18 protein-coding genes are annotated in these 20,822 nt (G+C 41.0%); 4 read left to right on the forward strand and 14 right to left on the reverse strand.

What is annotated here, in order from left to right; genetic code table 11:
- Nucleotides 1-85: 85 nt before the first annotated feature.
- Both HNW13_RS00700 and HNW13_RS00705 read right to left on the reverse strand, forming a co-directional pair.
- The gene (locus HNW13_RS00700) at nt 86-1,063 is read right to left on the reverse strand and encodes a 2-dehydropantoate 2-reductase (protein WP_192114332.1); all 978 of its coding nucleotides are present in this window, start codon (nt 1,061-1,063) and stop codon (nt 86-88) included.
- A 6-nt stretch (nt 1,064-1,069) separates the two neighbouring features.
- Nucleotides 1,070-1,426, reverse strand: coding sequence for a VanZ family protein (locus HNW13_RS00705; protein WP_101088722.1), 357 nt, complete (start codon nt 1,424-1,426; stop codon nt 1,070-1,072).
- Nucleotides 1,427-1,762: 336 nt separating this feature from the next.
- On the opposite strand from HNW13_RS00705, the gene HNW13_RS00710 reads away from it, so the two are divergent.
- Nucleotides 1,763-2,248 carry a YajQ family cyclic di-GMP-binding protein gene (locus HNW13_RS00710; protein ID WP_101088723.1) on the forward strand — a complete coding sequence of 162 codons (486 nt, stop codon included), beginning with the start codon at nt 1,763-1,765 and terminating at the stop codon, nt 2,246-2,248.
- A 243-nt stretch (nt 2,249-2,491) separates the two neighbouring features.
- Here the strand turns inward: HNW13_RS00710 and HNW13_RS00715 are convergent, their stop codons facing one another.
- From HNW13_RS00715 to HNW13_RS00740, 6 genes are all read right to left on the reverse strand, one after another.
- On the reverse strand, nt 2,492-3,379 hold the full coding sequence (locus tag HNW13_RS00715; protein WP_192116090.1) for an IS982 family transposase: 888 nt from the start codon (nt 3,377-3,379) through the stop codon (nt 2,492-2,494).
- A gap of 135 nt (nt 3,380-3,514) precedes the next feature.
- Entirely contained in the window at nt 3,515-4,786 is a 1,272-nt protein-coding gene (locus HNW13_RS00720; RefSeq protein ID WP_192114334.1) for a GGDEF domain-containing protein, read from the reverse strand.
- A 412-nt stretch (nt 4,787-5,198) separates the two neighbouring features.
- The gene (locus tag HNW13_RS00725) at nt 5,199-6,563 is read right to left on the reverse strand and encodes an MFS transporter (RefSeq protein ID WP_101088725.1); all 1,365 of its coding nucleotides are present in this window, start codon (nt 6,561-6,563) and stop codon (nt 5,199-5,201) included.
- Nucleotides 6,564-6,691: 128 nt separating this feature from the next.
- Complete coding sequence (locus tag HNW13_RS00730; protein ID WP_162024390.1) at nt 6,692-7,024, reverse strand: hypothetical protein; 333 nt, start codon at nt 7,022-7,024, stop codon at nt 6,692-6,694.
- A gap of 405 nt (nt 7,025-7,429) precedes the next feature.
- A complete protein-coding gene (locus tag HNW13_RS00735; protein WP_192114335.1) occupies nt 7,430-8,014 on the reverse strand; it encodes a peptidylprolyl isomerase in 585 nt (194 codons plus the stop codon).
- Nucleotides 8,015-8,074: 60 nt separating this feature from the next.
- A complete protein-coding gene (locus HNW13_RS00740; protein WP_011638554.1) occupies nt 8,075-8,641 on the reverse strand; it encodes a YajG family lipoprotein in 567 nt (188 codons plus the stop codon).
- A 281-nt stretch (nt 8,642-8,922) separates the two neighbouring features.
- Between HNW13_RS00740 and HNW13_RS00745 the strand changes: the two genes are divergently transcribed.
- Together HNW13_RS00745 and HNW13_RS00750 are read left to right on the forward strand one after the other, a co-directional pair.
- On the forward strand, nt 8,923-9,948 hold the full coding sequence (locus HNW13_RS00745; RefSeq protein ID WP_192114336.1) for a DUF2804 domain-containing protein: 1,026 nt from the start codon (nt 8,923-8,925) through the stop codon (nt 9,946-9,948).
- A gap of 223 nt (nt 9,949-10,171) precedes the next feature.
- A complete protein-coding gene (locus HNW13_RS00750; protein ID WP_101088729.1) occupies nt 10,172-11,050 on the forward strand; it encodes a sterol desaturase family protein in 879 nt (292 codons plus the stop codon).
- A gap of 30 nt (nt 11,051-11,080) precedes the next feature.
- On the opposite strand, the gene HNW13_RS00755 is transcribed toward HNW13_RS00750, so the two are convergent.
- From HNW13_RS00755 to HNW13_RS00780, 6 genes are all read right to left on the reverse strand, one after another.
- A complete protein-coding gene (locus HNW13_RS00755; RefSeq protein WP_192114337.1) occupies nt 11,081-11,854 on the reverse strand; it encodes a class I SAM-dependent methyltransferase in 774 nt (257 codons plus the stop codon).
- 187 nt (nt 11,855-12,041) lie between these two features.
- Nucleotides 12,042-12,983: a sugar kinase gene (locus tag HNW13_RS00760; protein ID WP_192114338.1), complete on the reverse strand. Its 942-nt coding sequence runs from the start codon at nt 12,981-12,983 to the stop codon at nt 12,042-12,044.
- A gap of 2 nt (nt 12,984-12,985) precedes the next feature.
- Nucleotides 12,986-14,272 carry an MFS transporter gene (locus HNW13_RS00765; RefSeq protein ID WP_101088732.1) on the reverse strand — a complete coding sequence of 429 codons (1,287 nt, stop codon included), beginning with the start codon at nt 14,270-14,272 and terminating at the stop codon, nt 12,986-12,988.
- The gene (locus HNW13_RS00770; RefSeq protein WP_162023764.1) at nt 14,269-14,616 is read right to left on the reverse strand and encodes a cupin domain-containing protein; all 348 of its coding nucleotides are present in this window, start codon (nt 14,614-14,616) and stop codon (nt 14,269-14,271) included. Before HNW13_RS00770 ends, HNW13_RS00765 begins: the two co-directional genes overlap by 4 nt.
- Nucleotides 14,617-14,647: 31 nt before the next feature.
- Nucleotides 14,648-16,894: a heparinase II/III family protein gene (locus HNW13_RS00775; RefSeq protein ID WP_243756199.1), complete on the reverse strand. Its 2,247-nt coding sequence runs from the start codon at nt 16,892-16,894 to the stop codon at nt 14,648-14,650.
- A 32-nt stretch (nt 16,895-16,926) separates the two neighbouring features.
- Nucleotides 16,927-19,218 carry a polysaccharide lyase 6 family protein gene (locus HNW13_RS00780; RefSeq protein WP_192114340.1) on the reverse strand — a complete coding sequence of 764 codons (2,292 nt, stop codon included), beginning with the start codon at nt 19,216-19,218 and terminating at the stop codon, nt 16,927-16,929.
- A gap of 847 nt (nt 19,219-20,065) precedes the next feature.
- Here HNW13_RS00780 and HNW13_RS00785 point away from each other — a divergent pair.
- Nucleotides 20,066-20,806, forward strand: coding sequence for a FadR/GntR family transcriptional regulator (locus HNW13_RS00785; RefSeq protein ID WP_101088735.1), 741 nt, complete (start codon nt 20,066-20,068; stop codon nt 20,804-20,806).
- Nucleotides 20,807-20,822 lie beyond the last annotated feature (16 nt).

Below are 20,822 nucleotides of genomic sequence, written 5' to 3' on the forward strand. Positions count from 1 at the left end.
CGAATAGTTATCAGTCCAAATATTTTGATTTGGGCTGACTTACCCGATGATTTAAATTGAGTTGAGGCGAGTGATAGCATCGCATTCAAGATTTACTCAATTGCCAAACCTTGTCGACGAGATATTGATTATTGGGCACATTAAGATGAAGCGCCTTGGCTTGCTGGCAAATGTAGCCATTTATCTCATTAATTTCAGTCGGTCTGCTGTGGGCGACATCTTGATACATAGATGAGAAGTTTGCCGAGGTTAACTCAATCACCTGATAAACCCGCACTTTGACAGCCGCCTTATCTAATATGATGCCATCATATTTAGCCACTTCTACTAGCTCATCGATAATGGCACTGATCTGTGATTGATATTCTGTTGCTGCCAATTGGCCATTCGCACACTGATTTAACGCGGTTAACGGGTTTATTACTGCATTAATGGCCAGCTTTTGCCACAAGACTGGTAATACAGGTTGATGCCACTCAATCGGTTGGTTGTCACTATGTAGACGAGTTAAGCATGTCTTTAATGCTGCCGACATAACAGAGCCACAATAATGACCTAGCTGAGTCACACCCAAACCACTGTACTTCACCTGCCACGGGCTTAACTTCAACGCCGCTTGTGAAGTGGTGCCTAAGGTTAAGCCCATATCCTTATAACGCATAAGGGCTGCAGCAACAGGTAAGTGCGGCCCTAAACCATTATGGAGTAATACAATATGGCATTGAGGCGACAGTTTCGGTAATAAAGGTAAAAGCGCTTGCTCGACTTGATAGGCTTTAACACACACAAACAGTAATTCAACTCGCGCTAAGCGGTTATCATCTGTTCCCAATATAGTCGCTAAGGCTTCATGGGTGTGTTGGGTGTGGTCAATAAAACGCAATTGTTGATGGCGAGTCTGCTTATCTCTGCCAATCAACATCACCTCGTTTACTTGAGTTTCTTGGGTATTAACACTCAATTTATGATACATCAATTGCCCAATCGCACCTGCACCTAAAACGGCAATAAGAGCATTATTGTCGTGTGTGGATGACGCTGGCAACGCTGATGTTCTTACCATGAGGTATTAACGATTCGCTTTTAATTTACGGTACTTATTGATAGAAAAGTGCAATAAGTAAAATAATGCAATCCCGACAAAATCGGCAATGACATCGGCAGCTGATGCACTGCGGTAAGGTAAGCGAGATTGAATCAATTCAATTAACACTGCATAGGCTGCCAAAGAGGTACACAAAAAATACCAACGCGGTTTAAAAGCGTAATGTGCTAGATATGAAAGGGCTAAAAAACTGCCTAAATGGCCCACTTTATCCATATGGGCGAACGTTTGCGGGTAACTTGGTTTTGAAAAAACAAGATAGCTAGTCACTATCACAGCAACAACTAACGCAAGTTTAAAAATGTTTTTATAAGTGATCACGAGCGTAACATCAGCCTTGTGAAATGAGAATATCGCTAATAATAAGAAACCTGTTTAAAATTGTCACTAATTAACCTCTATAGAAAGTAACAATTGTTCAAAAAGGGCCGTTTTTACTATTGATAATGACAAACCCATAGTCGTAAAACTCAATAGAATGGGCGTTTTAACTACATTATCATTTAAAATAGCTGGTTAATGATATTTTGTTAATCAATGGGATATTAGCGCACGATAATCGGTTTAATAGAGCCTAAGTGTACTCCACTATCCTGTTAATGACTCCTAGTGTAAAATAGCCGTATATAAATGTGATGAATCAAAGAGGAAAGCAACATGCCATCTATGGATATTGTGTCGGAAGTTGATGAAGAAGAATTACGTAACGCGGTAGAAAACTCTCGCCGTGAAGTGGCTAGCCGATTTGATTTACGTGGTAAAGAAATTGAAATTGAATACAAAGACAACGTTGTCACGCTAAAAGCGGAAGATGATTTTATTTGTAAGCAGCTCGTTGATATTTTGCGTATTCAGTTGAGTAAACGCAACGTCGATCCGTCGTCAATGGAAGTCGATGACAAAGCGGTTCACAGTGGCAAAACCTTCAGTTTAAAAGTTAATTTTAAGCAAGGTATCGATTCACTGATTGCTAAAAAGCTAGTTAAAGCCATCAAAGACAGCAAGCTTAAAGTGCAAGCCGCTATTCAAGGCGACTCAGTACGCATCACTGGCAAAAAGCGCGATGACCTACAAGCGGTCATGCGTCTAGCCAAAGAATCAGAACTCGGACAACCATTCCAGTTCGACAACTTCAGAGACTAATCCTGAAGTGATAAATTCTGCACAGGCAAGTGCGCAGAGATAAAAAAGCCGATAAGGGAAACCCTATCGGCTTTTTTGGGAAGTAATGTTTGCGTTAGTTTGTTTTGCTTATATTCAATTTTTATTAGCGTACATTGTATGGGGGGACAACATCATGAATGACAATGTGTTCGACTCTGTAACAGATTCTGTATAGCTTCTTAGCATTGATAGTAGTCCATGACTAAATAACCTGAGATCGGTTTAAGCCATAACAACAATAGCGCCAAACTCAGCATTCGTAATATTGAGTTGTGGCTTAGTTTCTTTCAGTTGATAGGCAATCAATCCGCCTATCATATTCAACATAAAACCATGCACGCTTCGATGTCTTGTATGCTCTATTTGTGAAATATTTTTTAGCTGGTCATTGATGGTTTCAATGATAAATCGACGTGAAAGCATCGCTCTATCCCATAGGGATAATGCTTTAGCTTTCATGTTTTTACGGACATTATTGACGATCGTAACACCTTGTTCGAGTAAGTCGCTCGCCAGTGCTCTGCTAATGTAGCCTTTGTCGGCATAAAGTTTATCCATTGAGTTAACCACCATCCCCGAAACAGGCTGAGTGTCATGCACATTCGCGGGCGTTATTTTGGCGGCTACAATGCCGCCTTTGTGATTAACAATTAGGTGAAGTTTAAACCCGTAGAACCATCCCATCGTGCCTTTTCCTCGGCTAGCGAGGCCCGATAAACTTTTATGCCTTGGAATTCGTAAGTTGTGACAGACCTTGATACTCGTTGAATCAACAAACTCAATCCCTGTTGGCTGACTTCTTATGGTACAAAAATAGCTGCACAATGGCACGACAGTTGTGGGCATTAGTTCCAAAAAGCGACTGTAACTGAGCAAATGTGGAAAATCAGATTTAAAGAATCGAGCAAGATAACCAGTATAAAAGTTCTTGAAGTCACGGTGGTGGGATGTATGGAAGAGTATGATAATGGTCATTATTTCGCTCATGTCCATTCGATTTGAGCGCTGACGTTTTCGTGTGCCGTCAGTCAGGCATTGTGTTTTCCATTGCGGAATGAATACAGCACAAAAATCATCGACATCACAAAATATATCCACTAAATTATTCATACGCCCTCTGCATGATTAAATCCTTCTTGGTCGAAAGATCTGATCGTAAAGAGGGCGTTTAGTTCAATTCTTATCCCGAGTTCAGGTTAAATAGATACATAATAAATATTATCAATCGTTTCTTGCGCCAGCACGCTAGGTCATTAGTGCTTCTGATGCCGATAGATTTAACACTCTAATTGTATTCTTTCCTTGATTTTTGGCGATATAGAGGGCTTCATCTGCTTTAGATAATAGTTGTTTTGATAGATTTTTACTTACTAAGTTTTCAGCCCCTGAGCTCACCATCCCAAAAGAACATGAAGCACTAAATTGCAGTGTGCTTAGCCCAAATGTGGTTTCAAATATACTCTTTTTGATCCGTGCAACGATCTCATAAGCGTGCTGATCATCTAAGTCAATAAGTAGAAGAACGAATTCATCCCCGCCCAAACGAGCAAAGCAATCAATGGGGCGAATGTTCTCTTTGACAATAGTTGCGATTGCTTTGAGTAATTCATCTCCGTTTATATGTCCATAACTATCATTAATGGTTTTAAAATTGTCTATATCAAATATACATAGGTGTAATTTAATTGAATGGTTTCTCGACATTTTATTAATGGCTTCGGTCAAACGGAATTCAAAGTAGCTGCGTGAGAAAGCCTGAGTAAGATGATCATACATAAGACGATTATTTAACTGTCGCCTTTGCTCATAAAGATCGTCAATATGAAGGACTAGAATCCAAGCATTGCAGCATGTTACTAAAAAAGAACCAACCCATGTTAAGGGCGGCAGATCAATAACTTGTATTCCTGTTAAGGTATCAGCTACGCCAGTTACCATCCATATGCTCGTAGCCCCTAAAAGTAATTGCACTGTGCCAAGAGAATTATTTTTCTTTTTGTATTGACGCACATAGATCCGAGTAAGAATAACGATACAGTATCCTGCTAATAACAGTATCCAGATCCCCCACAGCTGGAATAAAGGACCAAATACCAGGCCGGTGTAATATGTTGAGGTGGCATAATACTCTTTGGCTAGAAAATATTGATTTGGTACCAAGGCTAGTAAAGAAAAGACGCCACATATGGCATAGCATAATTTGAGTAGCACAGGGGCTTTATATTCAAAGAATGCGACAAAGAAATGCAGGCCAATCACAATGGTGAACATTGCAGTAATGATGGTCACTCGGTTGGATATATTGAGATAATCGAGATTTTCAGAAGAATTAATGAGGATCGCAAAGGCTGCTAAAAAGACACTACTTAACAATGCTGATAGCGAAAAAATCAAGTAATAGTACACTTGTTCTTCGTGACGTGATTTCAGACGATGATATAGCAGCATGAAAAACAAGCTTAGAATAAAGCTGATGCTAGAGCAGACAATTAAAGGTAAGGAGTAAAGTTGAATCATTATTTATCCGTTCAAACACTATGATGCAGCGCTTTGTTGTTTTATCGTCTGAACCAAGCTGGTGTCCTAGTAGAACGCCCTCCACAAGTCAGTCAAAAATCTCTTAACCCTACACATATTTATCTGCTGAATATTACCATACAACAAATAGTCTTAAGGTAAACATATTTTTCATTTCAGCCAGTTGGGTGAGGCTTAGTGATAAGACCGATTTGAAGAGAGTACTGTCAAGTCTGTTTATCATTTCGGCTTTGTGATGAAACACTTTTTGATTAATAAAAACTGTGATTTAAAAATGCCATCAGATAAAGTATTACAAGGTTGTGTTGGTGTCGCTATGCTAATTTTAATCAAGTTAGGTTAGCTAAAAAGATGATTTTGCCACATCAGTAATTTTTCTATTACCTCACTTTTATTTTAAATTTTGGTTTTGCGATCGATTCACCAACACCACTAATAGCAACACCGGAAAGCCAATCAAACTCGCTGCAATAAAGAAATTGATGTAACCAAAAGCATCAACATACAAGCCCGAAAATCCTGCGATAAATTTAGGAAATAGTAACATTATCGAAGACAATAACGCATATTGTGTCGCACTATATCCACTACTGGTTAAGCTGGACAAATAAGCGATAAACGCTGCGGTTGCGATACCAGCACTAAAATTATCTACCGATATGGCCAAGGTTAAAAACGGTACGTTATAACCAATATACGCCTGCCAAGCAAACAACAGATTAGTGACCGCGACTAATAAGGCACCCAAGAATAGAATTTTCATGGTGCCATAACGCATAAGCAACACACCACCAAAAGCGGCGCCGACTAAGGTCATGATCAAACCATAGACTTTACTGATAAAAGCGATTTCTTCTTTGCTAAACCCGATATCAACATAAAACACATTTGCCATAATACCCATGACAATATCGGAAATGCGATAGCACGAGATTAACAACAAAATCAGAATCGCACTTTTGCCATAACGCTTAAAAAAGTCAATAAAAGGCAATACGCTTGCGCTGTATAACCAGGCTAATGCCCCAGCGACTTTAGCAGGGTATTTGGCAGCAAACTCGGCTCTTAATAGGCGTTCTTTATCGTCAGCCTGTTTGGTATCTACCTGCGGTTCTTTGGCACATAACGTGGTAATGATACCAATGCCCATTAACATCGCCATGGCAAAGTAAGCTGTTTGCCAAGCTTCTAAGTTGTAAGCATCATCGCCAGGAGAAACCCAAGCTGCAATGGTTAATGCACCGGCTGTGGCAATGATCATCGCACTGCGATAACCGACTTGGTACGCTGCAGCAAGCGCTGCTTGCATTTTTTCAGGGGCGGATTCAATCCGAAAAGCATCAATGACTATGTCTTGGGTGGCGGAGGCAAATGCCAAAAGTAGGGCGCATAAGGCTAAACGTTCAAGATTGACCACTGGATCGCTAACAGACATACCGAGTATGGCGCCGACTAAGCACAGTTGTGCGAACAGCATCCATCCGCGTCGTCGTCCTAAAAAACGGGTAAAAAAGGGCAATGACATACGATCGACTAATGGCGACCACGCCCATTTAAATGCATACGTTAGTGCTATCCAGCTAAAATAACCAATCGCCGCTCGGTCGATGCCAGCTTCACGTAACCAAAAACTTAAGGTCGAAAAGACTAACATTAATGGTAAGCCGGCAGAAAACCCCAGCAAGAGTAAAATAAATACTCGTTTGTGGTAGTAAACCGATAACGCTTCACGGGTACGAGACAAGAAAACCGACATAAGACAACTGGATAAAGGAGAATGGCTCTAGCTTATGTTGCAAGGGGTTTAGGTTCAAGCCATTCTAAAAGATTATTCAGTCAGTTTGAGGTTAAATTAGCATTCAGAGCAGATTTAAGATAATCGCCTTAAGGTCTGATACCAATACAACTTTGTGGCACATTGCCGCCAATATTAATGTAGTCGCAACATTCATGAACTTGCTGGCGTAAGTATTGATTGCCTTTAATTGCCCAACCAGACCAATGATCGAAGCAATACAATAAGTGCCAAAACACTTTCTCGGTATCGCTAGGTTGTTCGGCTAATTGGATGGGATTATTTGATATAAATTGCCACTCTTCCAGCACATCCCACATATAGATCTGTATCTCTTTGTAATCTAATTGATTATTTAAAAAGGCTTTACCAAAATAGGCAAGTTGTGGTGCTTTGGTTTCAATAAAATCATTAGCCGTCATCATAATTGCGTCCTTGAATATTCGAAATGCGGTTGCGAACAATTGCGCAGCTAACTAGGTGAATGGGTCAAATAGAGTATAGACGTTAATTTAGCTGTCGATAGTCAAAAGCTTAAAAAAGTGTCGATTCAGTCATTCAATAGTGCTATTTAGTTGATTTATCAGCTAGTAAAAATGTATAGGGTAACAATTCATGACGTCACAATATTGAGCAAGTTTGGACCAATTAATCGAGCTAAAACTGGTTGAGATAATATTGACCGAGATAAGACTGGTTGAGATAATATTGACCGAGATAAGACTGACTGAGATAAGACTGGCCAATATGACATTGTTGGAGACAACATAAATGCCGATGGCATGCATTAACATGACCATCGGTAGGTATAGGCGATTAGTGGGATATTAGCGAGGCAGTAGAGTCGCTTTTTTCAACATGACAGTATTAACCGGAAAATCGGGCCAATTTAGGGTGGTGTTATGTTCAGTTGGTACCAATGAAATGGCTTCTAATATATCCATCCCCTGAGTCACTTCACCAAAAACGGTATAGCCCCAACGACGTTTAGAAGGGTCTAATTTTTTATTGTCACCTAGGTTGAAGTAAAACTGACGTGTTGCTGAATGAGGATCGTTATCTCGAGCCATGGCAATTGTGCCAAGGGAGTTTGATAAACCATTACCGGACTCATTTACAACCGGCTCTAGCGAAGGGCATTCTTCTAATTTAGTGGTTAACCCGCCACCTTGCACCACAAATTCGGCAATCACACGATGAAAAATAGTATTGTCATATTCGCCTTTAACCACATAGGTTAAAAAGTTATCTACGGTAAGCGGTGCACGAGTGCGATCTAACTCAACCACTATTTTCCCCATAGAGGTGTCCAACTCTACTTGCGGATATAAAGTGTCTTTTTGAATGTCGACTGCAGCGTTGGAACTTAAGCTGGTCAATAACAGTAGGCAAGTGGATAACCATTTCAACATAATGTGACGTCCTTTTTTATTGGCATCTCTCGATGCCAATACCTGATAAAGCGGGTTGGATTAACGTTGAATAAATTGGTGTAACTCTTCATCGTTAAGAATTTCAGTGGTGAGCTTATCAACGAGTTTGGTGATATCTAATTCAAGAGTGGCAAAATCTGGGCTTAACGGGCCTTTTAAATAGCCATTAGCGTTATAGGATTTGGTGAACTCTTGTTGTGAGTTTTTAGCCAATACATTGATAACTAAACGTGTTTTTGATTCGTAACTGAACGTGGTATCCGTGACGTCAGCTAACAAGTAATTTAGCTGAAACTGCACTGAATTGCGTGCGGCAGGGTCAATAACATAACCGGCTTTGTTCATGCCATTACGGAACAGTGTATCCAACTGTTGACGGATGGGCTCACTGGCGCTGACTAATCTTGGTGATTTGCCTTCTTCATTAAAGCGCACCACAAAGCTTGCTTCGCGAGTATCGATGGTGTCGACCAGTACAGGGAAATCGACTTCAGTTTGTAACTGAATCGGACCCAGCGTGGGATTAAGACCAACATGAGTCGGTTCATAACTTGCGCAAGCCGACAACAATAATGTAGACAGTAAAATAGGGATCAATAACTTCATGAGACAACAATAACCAGTAAAAGGTATATAAATGATACCAGAATTTGTCTGGGTTTCCAGTATCGCTAAGGTTATGTTGTTATAAAGAGAACTAGAGTGATGCCCATTACAAGTTATGCAGGCGTCATCACTTATTAATATCTGGTTTTAACGTCATTTTAACGTCATTTTAATGGGATTATACGGCAACCATATACTTGGTTATTGACATTAATGACTGATCAATTCAGGTTAGTGATATGTAACTTAAGTTTGATAAACAACATGATGTAGGTAATGTAATGCAACATAAACAGCCGCAATTTGCTCCTGATAAATTGATTAATGTCAACGGCCAGCCTGTGTTTGGCATATTTGATGGGATTGTTGATTCACTCAATGTTAATCAGTTTGCTTATTCGACGGTAATGGACAAGCCTGCATCGGCAATGGCTAAGCACTTTGATTTTAAACAATTCCAATTCGTTAGTATTATTACTCCTCATTATATTATCGCCCTGGCGATTGCCGATATTCGTTATGTCGCCAATGGTTTTTGCTACCTTTATGACATTAAAACTAACAAGCTGACCCAAACGCAATGGCTAACGCCATTCGGGTTTGGCTGCCAGCTAAGTTACTCACCTAAGCGTGGGCGCGCCGAAATTGGCCGTAAACACAAAGGTATTGTTATCAATATTGTCGACGGACAATGGCAAGTCGAGATTAACCTTGCAGACATACAAGCCAATTTACGTATTCAACCTGCGCCGTTGAGTTTACCCATCAGCTTGTGTACCCCTACGGGTTATAACGGTTGGACCTATACTCAAAAGCACAATGGCTTAGCCGTAACAGGGCAATTAACTATTCATCATGAACCGCAGCCTTTACAATATGCGCTTGCAGGTTATGACTTTTCGGCTGGGTTTATGCGCCGCGAAACCAGTTGGCGCTGGGCTTCAATGAATGCCAAAACTGACGCCGGGATTATTGGGTTGAATTTAGCCGCTGGCGTTAATGAAACGGGTCAAACAGAAAATGTGATGTGGATAAATGGCCAACGCCATATACTGGGCGGGGCACAGTTTGATTTTAATCGACACTCACAACAAGATGTGTGGCATATCACCACTAATGATGGCAATGTCGATTTGCATTTTAGGCCGTTAAATCAACGCAGCGAAAAGCTCAATTTAATCTGGTTAAAAAACAACTTTAGACAATACATTGGCTACTTTAGCGGAGTGATTTGCGACAACAATGGTAATCAATATAAGTTAACTAACCAGCTAGGATTAACAGAAGATCATTTTGCCAAATGGTGATGACGATTAACGGTGTCGACTAGATTAGTGACCTTTTTAGTCTATGGCTTATTAAAAACGGCCTATTAAAAATGGCCTATTAAAAACGGCCTATTAAAAACGGAGTATTAAAGCGGTTTACTAAAATGGGTTGTGCCGGAAGAGCTATTTGATTAGGAATGCGAAGTAGCGAAGCGTTATTACAAACGTTGTTAACATAATAATAAATAGAAATGGATAACATATGGACATGGATTTACTGATAGCTCACCCAGAGTGGTTATTACTGGTGTTAGCGCCGATTTTTTTTGGCTGCATTTTATTGGAGTGGTGGTTTGGTGTTCGTGCCCAGCGATTGCCGAGTAATGCCCAATATCGCCCTGCCGAAGTGTTGTGTAATTTTGTATTGGCTGGAATGCATCAAGTGGCGGATATTATCGCGGGCTTATTGATTGCAACGATCTACTTACACTTTTTTGGCTGGCGCTTATTTGATATCGAAATGACATTATTCACTTTTGGTTTATTGCTCATTGCGCAAGATTTTTGTTATTACTGGTTTCATCGCGCTAGCCATCGTATCCGTTGGATGTGGGCTGCACATGTGGTGCATCACAGCTCAGAAAACATGAACTTCAGCACCGCCTTTAGACAAAGCTTAATGTACCCGTTGGCAGGCATGTGGTTGTTTTGGTTACCGCTGGTGGTGATTGGCTTTGATCCTAACTGGGTGGTGTTTGCGGTGTTGCTCAACCTTGGATTGCAGTTCTTTGTTCACACCCAAGCGATTAAATCGTTAGGACCGTTAGAATTGATTTTCAATACACCGTCCCATCATCGTGTTCATCATGGGCGCAACCCACAATATATCGACAAAAATTATGCCGGTGTGCTGATTATATGGGACAAAATGTTTGGTACGTTTGAGCCTGAAAATGAAACTGTGGTGTACGGTATTACCAAACCGGTAAACAGTTTTAATCCGTTAGTGGTAACGTTTAGTGAATGGCGCGACATGTGGGGTGATGTTACCCAAGCGCAATTATCGCTAACACAACGTTTACGGATATTATTTGCACCGCCTTCAACACATCAACAGTCATCCACTAAATCCGATATTTGAGCCCGCTGTAAACAGGCTTCAGGCTAGTACTTATCCCACTTTGCTTGCTTTAATAGAGTAAATAAGTGGGATGAGGTGGTCTTGATGTTTCAGCTGGTAACCTTTGCCTACCACAAACTCCAAACCTTCGACGCAGTTGTAGGGACTGTAAGGGTGCTCGTTAAACGCTTCGATACAGAGTCCTGCACTAATGAGTGCGCTAATGACTTCGCTTATCGGATGTGGCCAAGTGACTACCGTTTCAATTTGGTCATTGTGGTTTTCGGTGTAAGTGACTTCATCTTCGATATCCGGTTGCGACTGTGGAAAGTAGCCATAACCACACAACACATCATTAAAAGGGTGGAACTCAACCAAATGAAATTCACCGCCTGGACGTAATGCGCCAGCAATGGTTTGCGCCCAGCGAGTTAAATCGGGTAACCAAGCTAACACCCCATAAGAGGTGAATACGATGTCATATTGCTCTGTATTGTGATCACCAAATTGATAGATGTCATTGTTGATGAATGTTGCTGGTAAGTGTAATTGAGCAGCCAGCTTTTTTGCAGTTGCAATCGATTCGCTTGATAAATCTACGCCAGTGACATTGGCGCCTAGCCTTGCCCACGATAAGCTATCTTGTCCAAAGTGACATTGTAGGTGCAACAGGCTTTTGTGGTGTACATCACCGACTTGTTCAAGTTCAATGGGGTTTAATGATGACTTACCTTGGATAAATGCCTCTAAGTCGTAAAATGTTGAGTCGAGGTGGATTTGGGTTCGCTGGTTCCATGCGTGTTTATTGATGGCTAAATAGTCCATGTTCAATGTCTTCTTATTGCTTTAATGGGGTAAATTATCGAAATGATTCAGTAATATTACTTGGTTTGAAGCTAAAACACGAATGGCTCAAAAGGCGATATATTACTTTTTCTTAGCAAATAAAAAGGCTTGATAACTCAGTGTTATCAAGCCTTTTTAAAAGCGACAAAAGATGACTCTTTAGCTGTTATTGCATGATTAATTTTTGACGTTCAATAAATTGATGAAACTCAATTTTAGGTGCAATGGCGCCTTTATGTTGGATCACAAATCCTGCTGCTTGGGAGGCTAATTTTATCGCTGTGCTGATATCTGCGCCAGTTAAGCGTGCGCCTAAATACACCCCGTTAAATGAGTCACCCGCTGATGTGGTGTCGACAACATTCGTTACTGGTGTGATTGAGAAATGCTGTTGCTGGCCATTAATCACATAGTTAATGCCGTTTTCACCATTTTTTATCACCAGCTCGTTAATGTCGTAAGGCTGGCAGAACGCAATAATGTCTTCAACGGAGTTAATACCGTAAAGTTGATTAAAGTCATCAACACCTGGCAGTACGACATCGGCCACACTAAACGCAATATCAAACTGCGCCTTTGTTTGGTCTGGACTGTGCCACATTCTTGCGCGGTAGTTAGGGTCAAATACAATACTGACACCTGCTTGCTTACATTGTTTAATCAGTAACCAAAATGCGTCGCGATCTTCTTCATTAATAACCGCTAAAGAAATGCCCGAAAAAAACACCATATCTGCCTGAGATATTTTACTGATGGCTGCATCATCAATAAATTGCATGATTTGCTTGGCGGCTGAATCGTTGCGCCAGTATGTAAAGCTGCGCTCGCCTTTACTGTCGGTTTGTATTGCATACAGGCCGGCAATTTTGTCGGTGCTTTGAAAGACCATATCAGTATTAATTTTTTCATCGTCAAAGCGTTGCAACATGGCCTGGCTAAAACTATCTTGGCCAATAGCTGTGACTAGGTGGGTGCTAATATCGCTAAAGGTGCGTTTAAGGTAAACCCCAGTGTTATACACGTCACCAGCAAAAGATTGCTGTAAACTGGTGGCCGTTACACGCTGTAATTCGACCATACACTCACCAAATAAATACAGACTCTTCACGGTTATGCCTTCCTTTTTACCGGTTCAATTTTTCCGCCTAACCACAACGAAATTAATGCTAGTGGAACTAACGCCGCACCTAAAATAAAGAATGGCGTATAGTCACCGCCTTTGGTCATCATTGGCACTAATTGGATGGTGATAATTACACTTAATACTGCCGATGTACCACTAATACCAGCTAAGGTTCCGACAGTTTTACCGGAGAAGTAATCACTTGGTAATGTTTGAACGTTGCCAATAGCGGTTTGAAAACCAAATAAGATAAGTGCTATAAGGCCCATTGCCATCCAAGGCGTTGCAGCAAGAGATGTCAGTAACAGTGCTGGCAGCATAACCATACAACCTAAGACAATTGCACTACGACGGGCTTTATTCACCGACCAGCCTCGGCTCATCAAGTGGCCACTAAACCAGCCACCAAATAATGCTCCGATGGCAGCTCCGACATAAGGTAACCAAGCAAATGCGCCAATTTGTTTAACATCAAAGCCAAATTTTTCGTTTAAATACAATGGTAGCCAAGCAACAAATAACCACCAGATAGGGTCGATAAAGAAACGTGCTGCAATCACTCCCCAAGTTTGGCGGTGGCGTAATAACTGTCCCATAGTGGGCACGTATTCTTTGTCCTGTTGTTTTTCTGAAGTGCATCGTTGTCCGGTTAAGATATGTTGGCGTTCTTCTTCAGTGATCCATGGATGTGAGTCTGGTGATGATTTATAAACAATCAACCAAGGTAAAATCCAAAGAATACCCAAACTACCAATGACGATAAAGGTTGCCTGCCATCCTAAAAAGGCATACAAAAAAGCAATTAATGGTGGGGCGATAATCGAGCCTAAAGACGCACCAGCATTGAAGATGCCTTGTGCTAGAGCGCGTTCTTTAATCGGAAACCATTCAGCATTCGCTTTGGTTGCGCCAGGCCAGTTACCCGCTTCACCTAGCCCGAGCATGGCTCTAAAAATAGCAAATGAGGTAACGCTTGCTGCAACAGCATGGAGGGCGATTGAGACCGACCACACTACAATGGATAATAAAAAACCTAGGCGTGTACCAATAGCATCAAATATCTTACCAAATAGAGACTGACCAATTGCGTATGAGATCATGAACACGGTAATAATGTTGGCATAATCACTTTTATCTAAACCTAAATCTTCTGCAATGCCTGGCCACATAATGGCAAGGGCAGATCGGTCGATGTAGTTAATGACGGTAGCGAGTGCCACTAAGCTGACAACAAGCCAACGTAGGTGCTTCAATTTAAGGGGAACTTTTTTCATGCTAAACCCTCAACAAAATCTTCTCTAGCCGGGCTAAAGGTATCAATTAAAATGCCACCAGTTGGGCAAACTGCACCATGGTCTACATGAGGTGGCACAAAGAAGCTGTCTCCAGCCGTTAGCACCTTAATCACGCCATCGACATTGACATGAAACTCACCTTCTACCACATAAGATACTTGTGAATGGCGATGAGCATGCACATAGCCTTCTGCTCCCTTATCAAACCAAATCTTTACTGCCATGAGTTCATGATTAAATCCAAGCATTTGGCGCTTTAAACCTCCGCCAATATCTTCGATTTCTGTTTGTTCCCCAAATGAAAAATGTTCACTTTGCTGCATGGTGTTTATTCCTTTTTATTTTAATTTTGTGTTACTTGAATTCTTTAATGTCTAATAATTCGGCGCGTCCGCTAAATGGGTATTGCACCCCATTGACGCTAATGACACTTTGAGTTTCTTGAGTCACAGCGATATCTGCGTGGTTGATTGCTAATAGATATTGTTGTCCATCGGTAAAGCGTATTTGCACCGCTTCTAGATCAGCTTGTTGATGATGAATCAGCTCAGCAATACTGCTGGTGGCTTCTAAGGTGTATTCTTTTGATGGGTTGTACTCGCCGTGTGGCTCCATCACGCTGACATAAGTATGATTAGTAGCATTCACTCGGTGAATGAACGACTGCTGTTGGCGTAAGTTCATATCCGGATCGTTGGCACCCAATTGGGTGAATAACATTTGCTCGTCAGTGGCGTTGTTAAAGTTAGTATTAACTAACGTGCTAAGGGTATAAAAATGGCCGTTATCATTTAACCAAGTGACTTTAGCCAGTTTATTAGCGGCTTTGTCTTTGGCTAGGTTAGCAGTTGCTAACAACCATAGATGTTGATAACCATTTTCGGTACCCAAAGCAGACAATTGAGTCAAGGATGCCTGTCTGTCAAAGTTGGTATCGATTAATTGCCCTTGATAATGCACGGGTAAGTCGTATTGATGTGGCTTGTTAGCTGTAACACGCATTATATCGATGCCAATTACCGCATCACGTTGCTTGATGTTGACTAAGGCGAGAGTGCGCTTAAATGCGACATCATCATAAGCGGTATCGATAGAAGCCGACGCGATGGTGAGGTCTTGCTTTGCTGAGTAGAAGTGTAATGTAGGGTTATTTTTGTTAGCCGCTTTAAGTTTGCCATTAAAATGACTTTTCTCGTCAACAATTAAAGTGTTATGGGCAATGGTTTGTTTAGCCCATGATTCATTTTCAGGTAAATAACGGCCACCAAATTTTGCCTCAACATTTAGAAAACGTGCAGCGCCATAATCGGATACGATTTCATTACCAGCATCGTAAAACTGCCAGGTTAACTTATCAAAATGGCCATGACCTAAACCTTGCGCAGTCGCTTTAAATACAATGGCTTGGTCGGTTGCTTTACCTTGACGCATAACCACTAATGCACCGTCATCACCTTGTTGGCCATCACGGAATAATGTCGAAACGAATGGAAAGGGCTGTTGTAGTTTATTGTCTAACCCTTGTGCAACTTTAAGCCCATCACCCGTTAATAAAATATTGTGTTGTTGCTGTGCAATATCTAATAAACGTGGATCGCCGTTGAGACCATAAGCAATGGCGACGCCGTTGACGAGTTCAATAGTGTCGATGCCTTTGCTTTTAATCGCATCGTTAAGGGGAAAAAACAGCTGGTTATAACTGAGTTCAACTGTGCTGGTAATGGCTTTAAGTAAAATACCGTCACGGTATTGAAAAATCTTACGCTGCGGTTCGTTTTGCTCAATAGCTTTAGCAAACGTCACAAATGGCATTAATGCATAACGTTGATAATATGGCCCTTCATTGTAATAACCGTCTGGTGAAAACAATTCGTCCAACTGACGCATAAAACCGCCTTTTTTGGCGAGATTTAAGTCGTATAAAGCACGTTCAACCCAAAGTGGCTTATCGAGTACATATCCGCTCATGCCAACCGCAGCAGTGGCCCAAGTGCCGTGGTTATGAACTTTATTAAAGGTGTGCGGCGATTGTTCTGACAAAAAGAGTGCAGCGGGTATTATTGCACCCGTTTCGATGGTATTACGTTCTGCAGGTGTTAACGCATCATAGATAAAGTCGTACGCCTGAATGGTGTGTACCAACCAAACTGCTTCATTGAGTCCTTGCCAGAAAAGTTTACCTTCATTGTTACTTTTACGCATAGGGTGCAAAGGTAGCGTTGGGTAAAGTGTGGCATATTGCAACAGCATGTCTTTAACGTATGTGGCATATTTTTTATCACCAGTCAGCTGATAAATAATGCCCGTGTCATACATTTGTTGGTAATTACTTTTGTGTTTTTCGTGGGTATAACCACCACCGGCATCTTTGGGTACTGGTACTTCAATTGGCTGAACCAGTCCTTTATCGACACTATTCTGTGTGGCATTGAAAGCATTTTGAAATGTCCCAGGTAGAGTGATGGCCTGTTTCATTGCGGCCACATCTTGCTGGTTTATGACCAAGTTTGGATGTTGCGCAGCCATAACGGGTAATGAAATAGCGCACGTCATTGACGCCAATAGCGCTATTTTTCCTACTTGCTTAATGACACGCGTCATCGGGCTTACGCCTGCGGCTATATTGAAGTTATTCATAATTTTTGCACTTTATTATTGTTGATATCTGCAGTGTGTTTACCTATTGCAACTAACTCCGTTACTTGTGGGCTAGCTGTATTAGTAAACTGATTATGCGTAATGCGGGTTTGTGGTTCACCGACGGTGTGAACAACAATAATAGCGGCACTGTCGTTAAATTTATTGTGCTCTATTTGGCTCATTTGAACCCCATGTAACTTCAGTGACGCGCCTGTTTTATTGCGCTTACCTTGACCGACTTTAGTGAACACATTGTTGGTTACCGATACATGGGGACCAAAGGTACTCTCATCCGTTCCACCGCGGTATACCGAGGCAATAGCACCTTCAAGATCGTCAAACTGGTTATTGTCCAATATGAGGTATTCGGTGTTATAAATTCCTAGGTCGTCGGTTTCTTTGTCGAGGCGAAATAAATCCCCGCTAATATGGCGGAACTGGCTATTGCTGACATTAATACTATCTGCAAAGGCGCGACTGCCCGAATCGAAAAAGTGAAATGAATGATTCACATTGAGTTGCTCAACAATGCTGTTTGTCATTTCAAAACGATAATTCGTTAACATGCCCCATTTGCGGGTTCTTACCACGCTATTACCGGCAGCGTCAGGGCTATTTAAACCCGTAATGACTAAACCATCGAGTTGCAAACTACCGTTGTCTTGAATTTCAAATAGACTAGGGCGTTCAAAGTTGATTATTGCTTGGTGAGCATTAGCGGCTTTAAAGCTTAACGTTTTGTTGATCGCCAGTATTCTGCTGATGTTATATTTGCCATCACTGAGTAATAAAATATCGCCTGGTTGAGCTCGTTCAACTGCGCTTGCTAATTCATCGTCACTGGCGCTAACCTTGATGGTGTTGCCAGATTGAAATGCGACAGTAGGCTCTGCTTTTGGATACCAAGGTGTGCCGGTATCTTGCTTTAATGTAGGGGTCAGTTTTTTACTGGCACCATATGCTGCAAAATTTTCATCACTTGGGTATAACAAGCCATTAGCAGCGCGTTTCATGGTGATATCTTGTGAACGAATACCTTTAGCCATGAATGGGCTTAACGTTTTGGTCGCAAAATTACTCAGGTTGTCGTTAAAGCTAAGTCCGCTAATATCATCGTATAAAGTAAATGGCGCGGTTGGGCTAATAAACAGATTGTGGTTTAATTTACTGTCTAGTGGCACTGCTGAACGTTCGCTGTCACTGCCCGCGGCCAGCTCAATATGGTCAAGATTAATAAAGCTGTTGTTATTAACATTGGCGTTAACCACCTGATGATAGCGATTAATTGATGAATTTGGCACGCCATTCATAATAGTAAAACCACTGCCAAATCGATTGCCGGTTAAGCCTTCTAGATAGTTGTTAGTAATGGTTTGATCGCGGTTAATCACGCGGATCCCGCCAGTATGTTCAACGCCATTACCCAAAAACACATTACTATCGATAATATTACCGTTACCGTGCCTTAAGGTTAATGTGCCTCTTGATTCATAAAATACGTTATTTTGAATACGGTTTTTACCCGATTTGACTGAAATAATTTCGACTTCGCCATCGCAGCGATCAAAATAATTATTTTCAACCACGGTAAAAGAATCCGTTAGCGAGTAATGGCTGGTGCCAATTCTGAGGGTTTCGCCACCATTAGAGCCTAAGATTGGGCGAGGACCAAAATAGTTATGATCAATTCGGTGATGGTTTTGCTGGCTGCTTTTACTGTCTAAACGCACAGCAACAGTTACGCCTACATTGCGTTTACCAACAAAGTGATTGTGATCAAGTCGGTTATTTTGTCCATATAAGCTGACCCAATAATCAGACTCTTGGCGATCTAGATTGCTGTAGTTATCGATAACCACTTCGGTTACTCGTGAATGATTGGCTAACTGATTTTTATTCTTACGAAAAGCAATAACTTCATTACTTGGCGTAGAGCCATTTTTAAATACTAGCCCCGATACCTGTAAATATTCACCAGCCAGTTTAAGGTTCGATTGGCCAGACAGGATCACTTTACCTTTAGTTTCGGCAGTTAATTCAATAGGCGCATTGGCGGTGCCTGTCGCCATAAACAACACTTCAAAATTTTGCCATGTACCATTTTTTAAAATGATTTTATCGCCAGGCTCAACCAGCTTTAGTGCTTTTTTGTACTCAGCCTGGGTAGTCACTAAGCGATTTTTTGCCTGCACATAGATTGATGGGATGCAAAGCATTAATAAGACTAACAACTGCGTGAATAACCAATGCCTTGACGATGACGTATTGTTATTTGAATGATTCATCTAGTCTCTCGTTTAATACTGTTAAAATGATATCCCCATGGCTACATTAAGTAGTTATCAAGGGGGAAAGGCTCAAAATTACTTTTTCACCTTAGAATTCGTTAGCGCCATAACGTGAATAATCAGCAACTGTGGTGTTATTTTTATTGGGAATTATTTTGAGTTTACCCAACATGTTCAGGGCTTTGAAACATCGTGACCAATAATCTGCCACTGTAACGTTAGCCAACAAATTGAGGTCGTCCACTGTCATGCGCATCGTGATAAGAGCTGTCTGGAAATGGTAAGTTATTTGGCTGGGTGTCACTCTCACGGTATTGCTAAGTAAGCGTAACCGTAATTAAGCGTAGCCTAGTCCAATTACCTAGCATTTAAGAGACTGTGACGTGCTGTTTTTGTATTGACTCGTTTGTCTCTGTTGCACGTTCATGATTGCTTAATAGAGATATTAGTGCCGCGTCGTAAATTGCTGATCTTGATTGCGACTTTAGTCCTGTTAATCTCAAAGTATTGCTTGTCTTAATAAATTTCACGTTAACCTCCCCAGATTAGTTGATTTCCTTTTCTTTACGTACACACACAAAGTTTAAATTATTCTGTTAATGGATTATTTGTGCTTGAATAGAAACTAACCAATCATTAAGATTATGTCAATAAATTGTTTTACCAATTACTATGATTTTACATTTTTAGTCTATTACCAATATTTTTAAAGGTATGACAATGTGCTATTATTTCTATATTGAGATTAACATAACATGTAATTTAGTTGTTTGCTGCTAAGGTATTAACCGATAATATGTCAGCATTAACCAGTAAATTGGTTTTACTTTTCGAAGGAAGGTATATGAAAAACCGTCGTTTATTTTGGCGAATAGTCGATACGATTGAAGCCGCTATCGCCAGTGGCGAGTATCCGGTAGGCAGTCGTTTACCCCCAGAGCGTGAGCTTGCTGAAAAGTTTGAAGTAAGCAGGCCAACCATTCGTGAAGCTATTATTGCACTAGAAGTGCGTGAAAAAGTGGAAGTAAAAACGGGTTCTGGCGTGTACGTGGTTGACCATCAGCAAAAACCGGTAGCGGTGAATAATGTTAACGCATTTGAATTAACCCAAGCACGTGCTTTAGTTGAAGGTGAAATAGCTGCTTTAGCAGCAAAAACCATTACTGCAGAAGAACTTGAAAAACTCCATGACACATTAGTAATGATGAAAGATATGCAAAATGTCGAAGAGGCAGACGAGCTGTTTCATCAGATCATCGCATATTCTACTCGTAACGGCGCGTTGATAAATTTGTTTGAAAACATGTGGGCACTGCGTTCATCAAGTAATGAAATCATTGAAGATTATAATATTGTTTGTAGCACAGATAATAATAAAACCTTAGCAGAGCATACCGCAATTTATCAGGCATTATCACTGCACGATGCCGCTGAGGCTCGTTTAGCAATGCATAAGCATTTTAATCGCTTAATCAATGTATTGTTTGATAAATTAGAACAGCAGGCATTAGAAGAAGTACGCCGCAAAAATAGTGCTAATCGCGACTTGTATTCAATTGAGAGTTTAGTAAAAACAAAAGGTTAATTGCTTTTAAAGCGGA

This window comes from Shewanella sp. BF02_Schw (assembly GCF_014596695.2).
Taxonomy (GTDB): Bacteria; Pseudomonadota; Gammaproteobacteria; order Enterobacterales; family Shewanellaceae; genus Shewanella.

Excerpts from the sequence above, each read along its gene's own strand:
- HNW13_RS00735 (WP_192114335.1), bottom strand. The coding sequence starts at position 8,014 with ATGTTGAAATGGTTATCCACTTGCCTACTGTTATTGACCAGCTTAAGT.
- HNW13_RS00745 (WP_192114336.1), top strand. The coding sequence starts at position 8,923 with ATGCAACATAAACAGCCGCAATTTGCTCCTGATAAATTGATTAATGTC.
- HNW13_RS00710 (WP_101088723.1), top strand. The coding sequence starts at position 1,763 with ATGCCATCTATGGATATTGTGTCGGAAGTTGATGAAGAAGAATTACGT.
- HNW13_RS00730 (WP_162024390.1), bottom strand. The coding sequence starts at position 7,024 with ATGACGGCTAATGATTTTATTGAAACCAAAGCACCACAACTTGCCTAT.
- HNW13_RS00775 (WP_243756199.1), bottom strand. The coding sequence starts at position 16,894 with ATGACGCGTGTCATTAAGCAAGTAGGAAAAATAGCGCTATTGGCGTCA.
- HNW13_RS00770 (WP_162023764.1), bottom strand. The coding sequence starts at position 14,616 with ATGCAGCAAAGTGAACATTTTTCATTTGGGGAACAAACAGAAATCGAA.
- HNW13_RS00750 (WP_101088729.1), top strand. The coding sequence starts at position 10,172 with ATGGACATGGATTTACTGATAGCTCACCCAGAGTGGTTATTACTGGTG.
- HNW13_RS00740 (WP_011638554.1), bottom strand. The coding sequence starts at position 8,641 with ATGAAGTTATTGATCCCTATTTTACTGTCTACATTATTGTTGTCGGCT.
- HNW13_RS00755 (WP_192114337.1), bottom strand. The coding sequence starts at position 11,854 with ATGGACTATTTAGCCATCAATAAACACGCATGGAACCAGCGAACCCAA.
- HNW13_RS00715 (WP_192116090.1), bottom strand. The coding sequence starts at position 3,379 with ATGAATAATTTAGTGGATATATTTTGTGATGTCGATGATTTTTGTGCT.
- HNW13_RS00785 (WP_101088735.1), top strand. The coding sequence starts at position 20,066 with ATGAAAAACCGTCGTTTATTTTGGCGAATAGTCGATACGATTGAAGCC.
- HNW13_RS00725 (WP_101088725.1), bottom strand. The coding sequence starts at position 6,563 with ATGTCGGTTTTCTTGTCTCGTACCCGTGAAGCGTTATCGGTTTACTAC.
- HNW13_RS00780 (WP_192114340.1), bottom strand. The coding sequence starts at position 19,218 with ATGAATCATTCAAATAACAATACGTCATCGTCAAGGCATTGGTTATTC.
- HNW13_RS00700 (WP_192114332.1), bottom strand. The coding sequence starts at position 1,063 with ATGGTAAGAACATCAGCGTTGCCAGCGTCATCCACACACGACAATAAT.
- HNW13_RS00765 (WP_101088732.1), bottom strand. The coding sequence starts at position 14,272 with ATGAAAAAAGTTCCCCTTAAATTGAAGCACCTACGTTGGCTTGTTGTC.
- HNW13_RS00720 (WP_192114334.1), bottom strand. The coding sequence starts at position 4,786 with ATGATTCAACTTTACTCCTTACCTTTAATTGTCTGCTCTAGCATCAGC.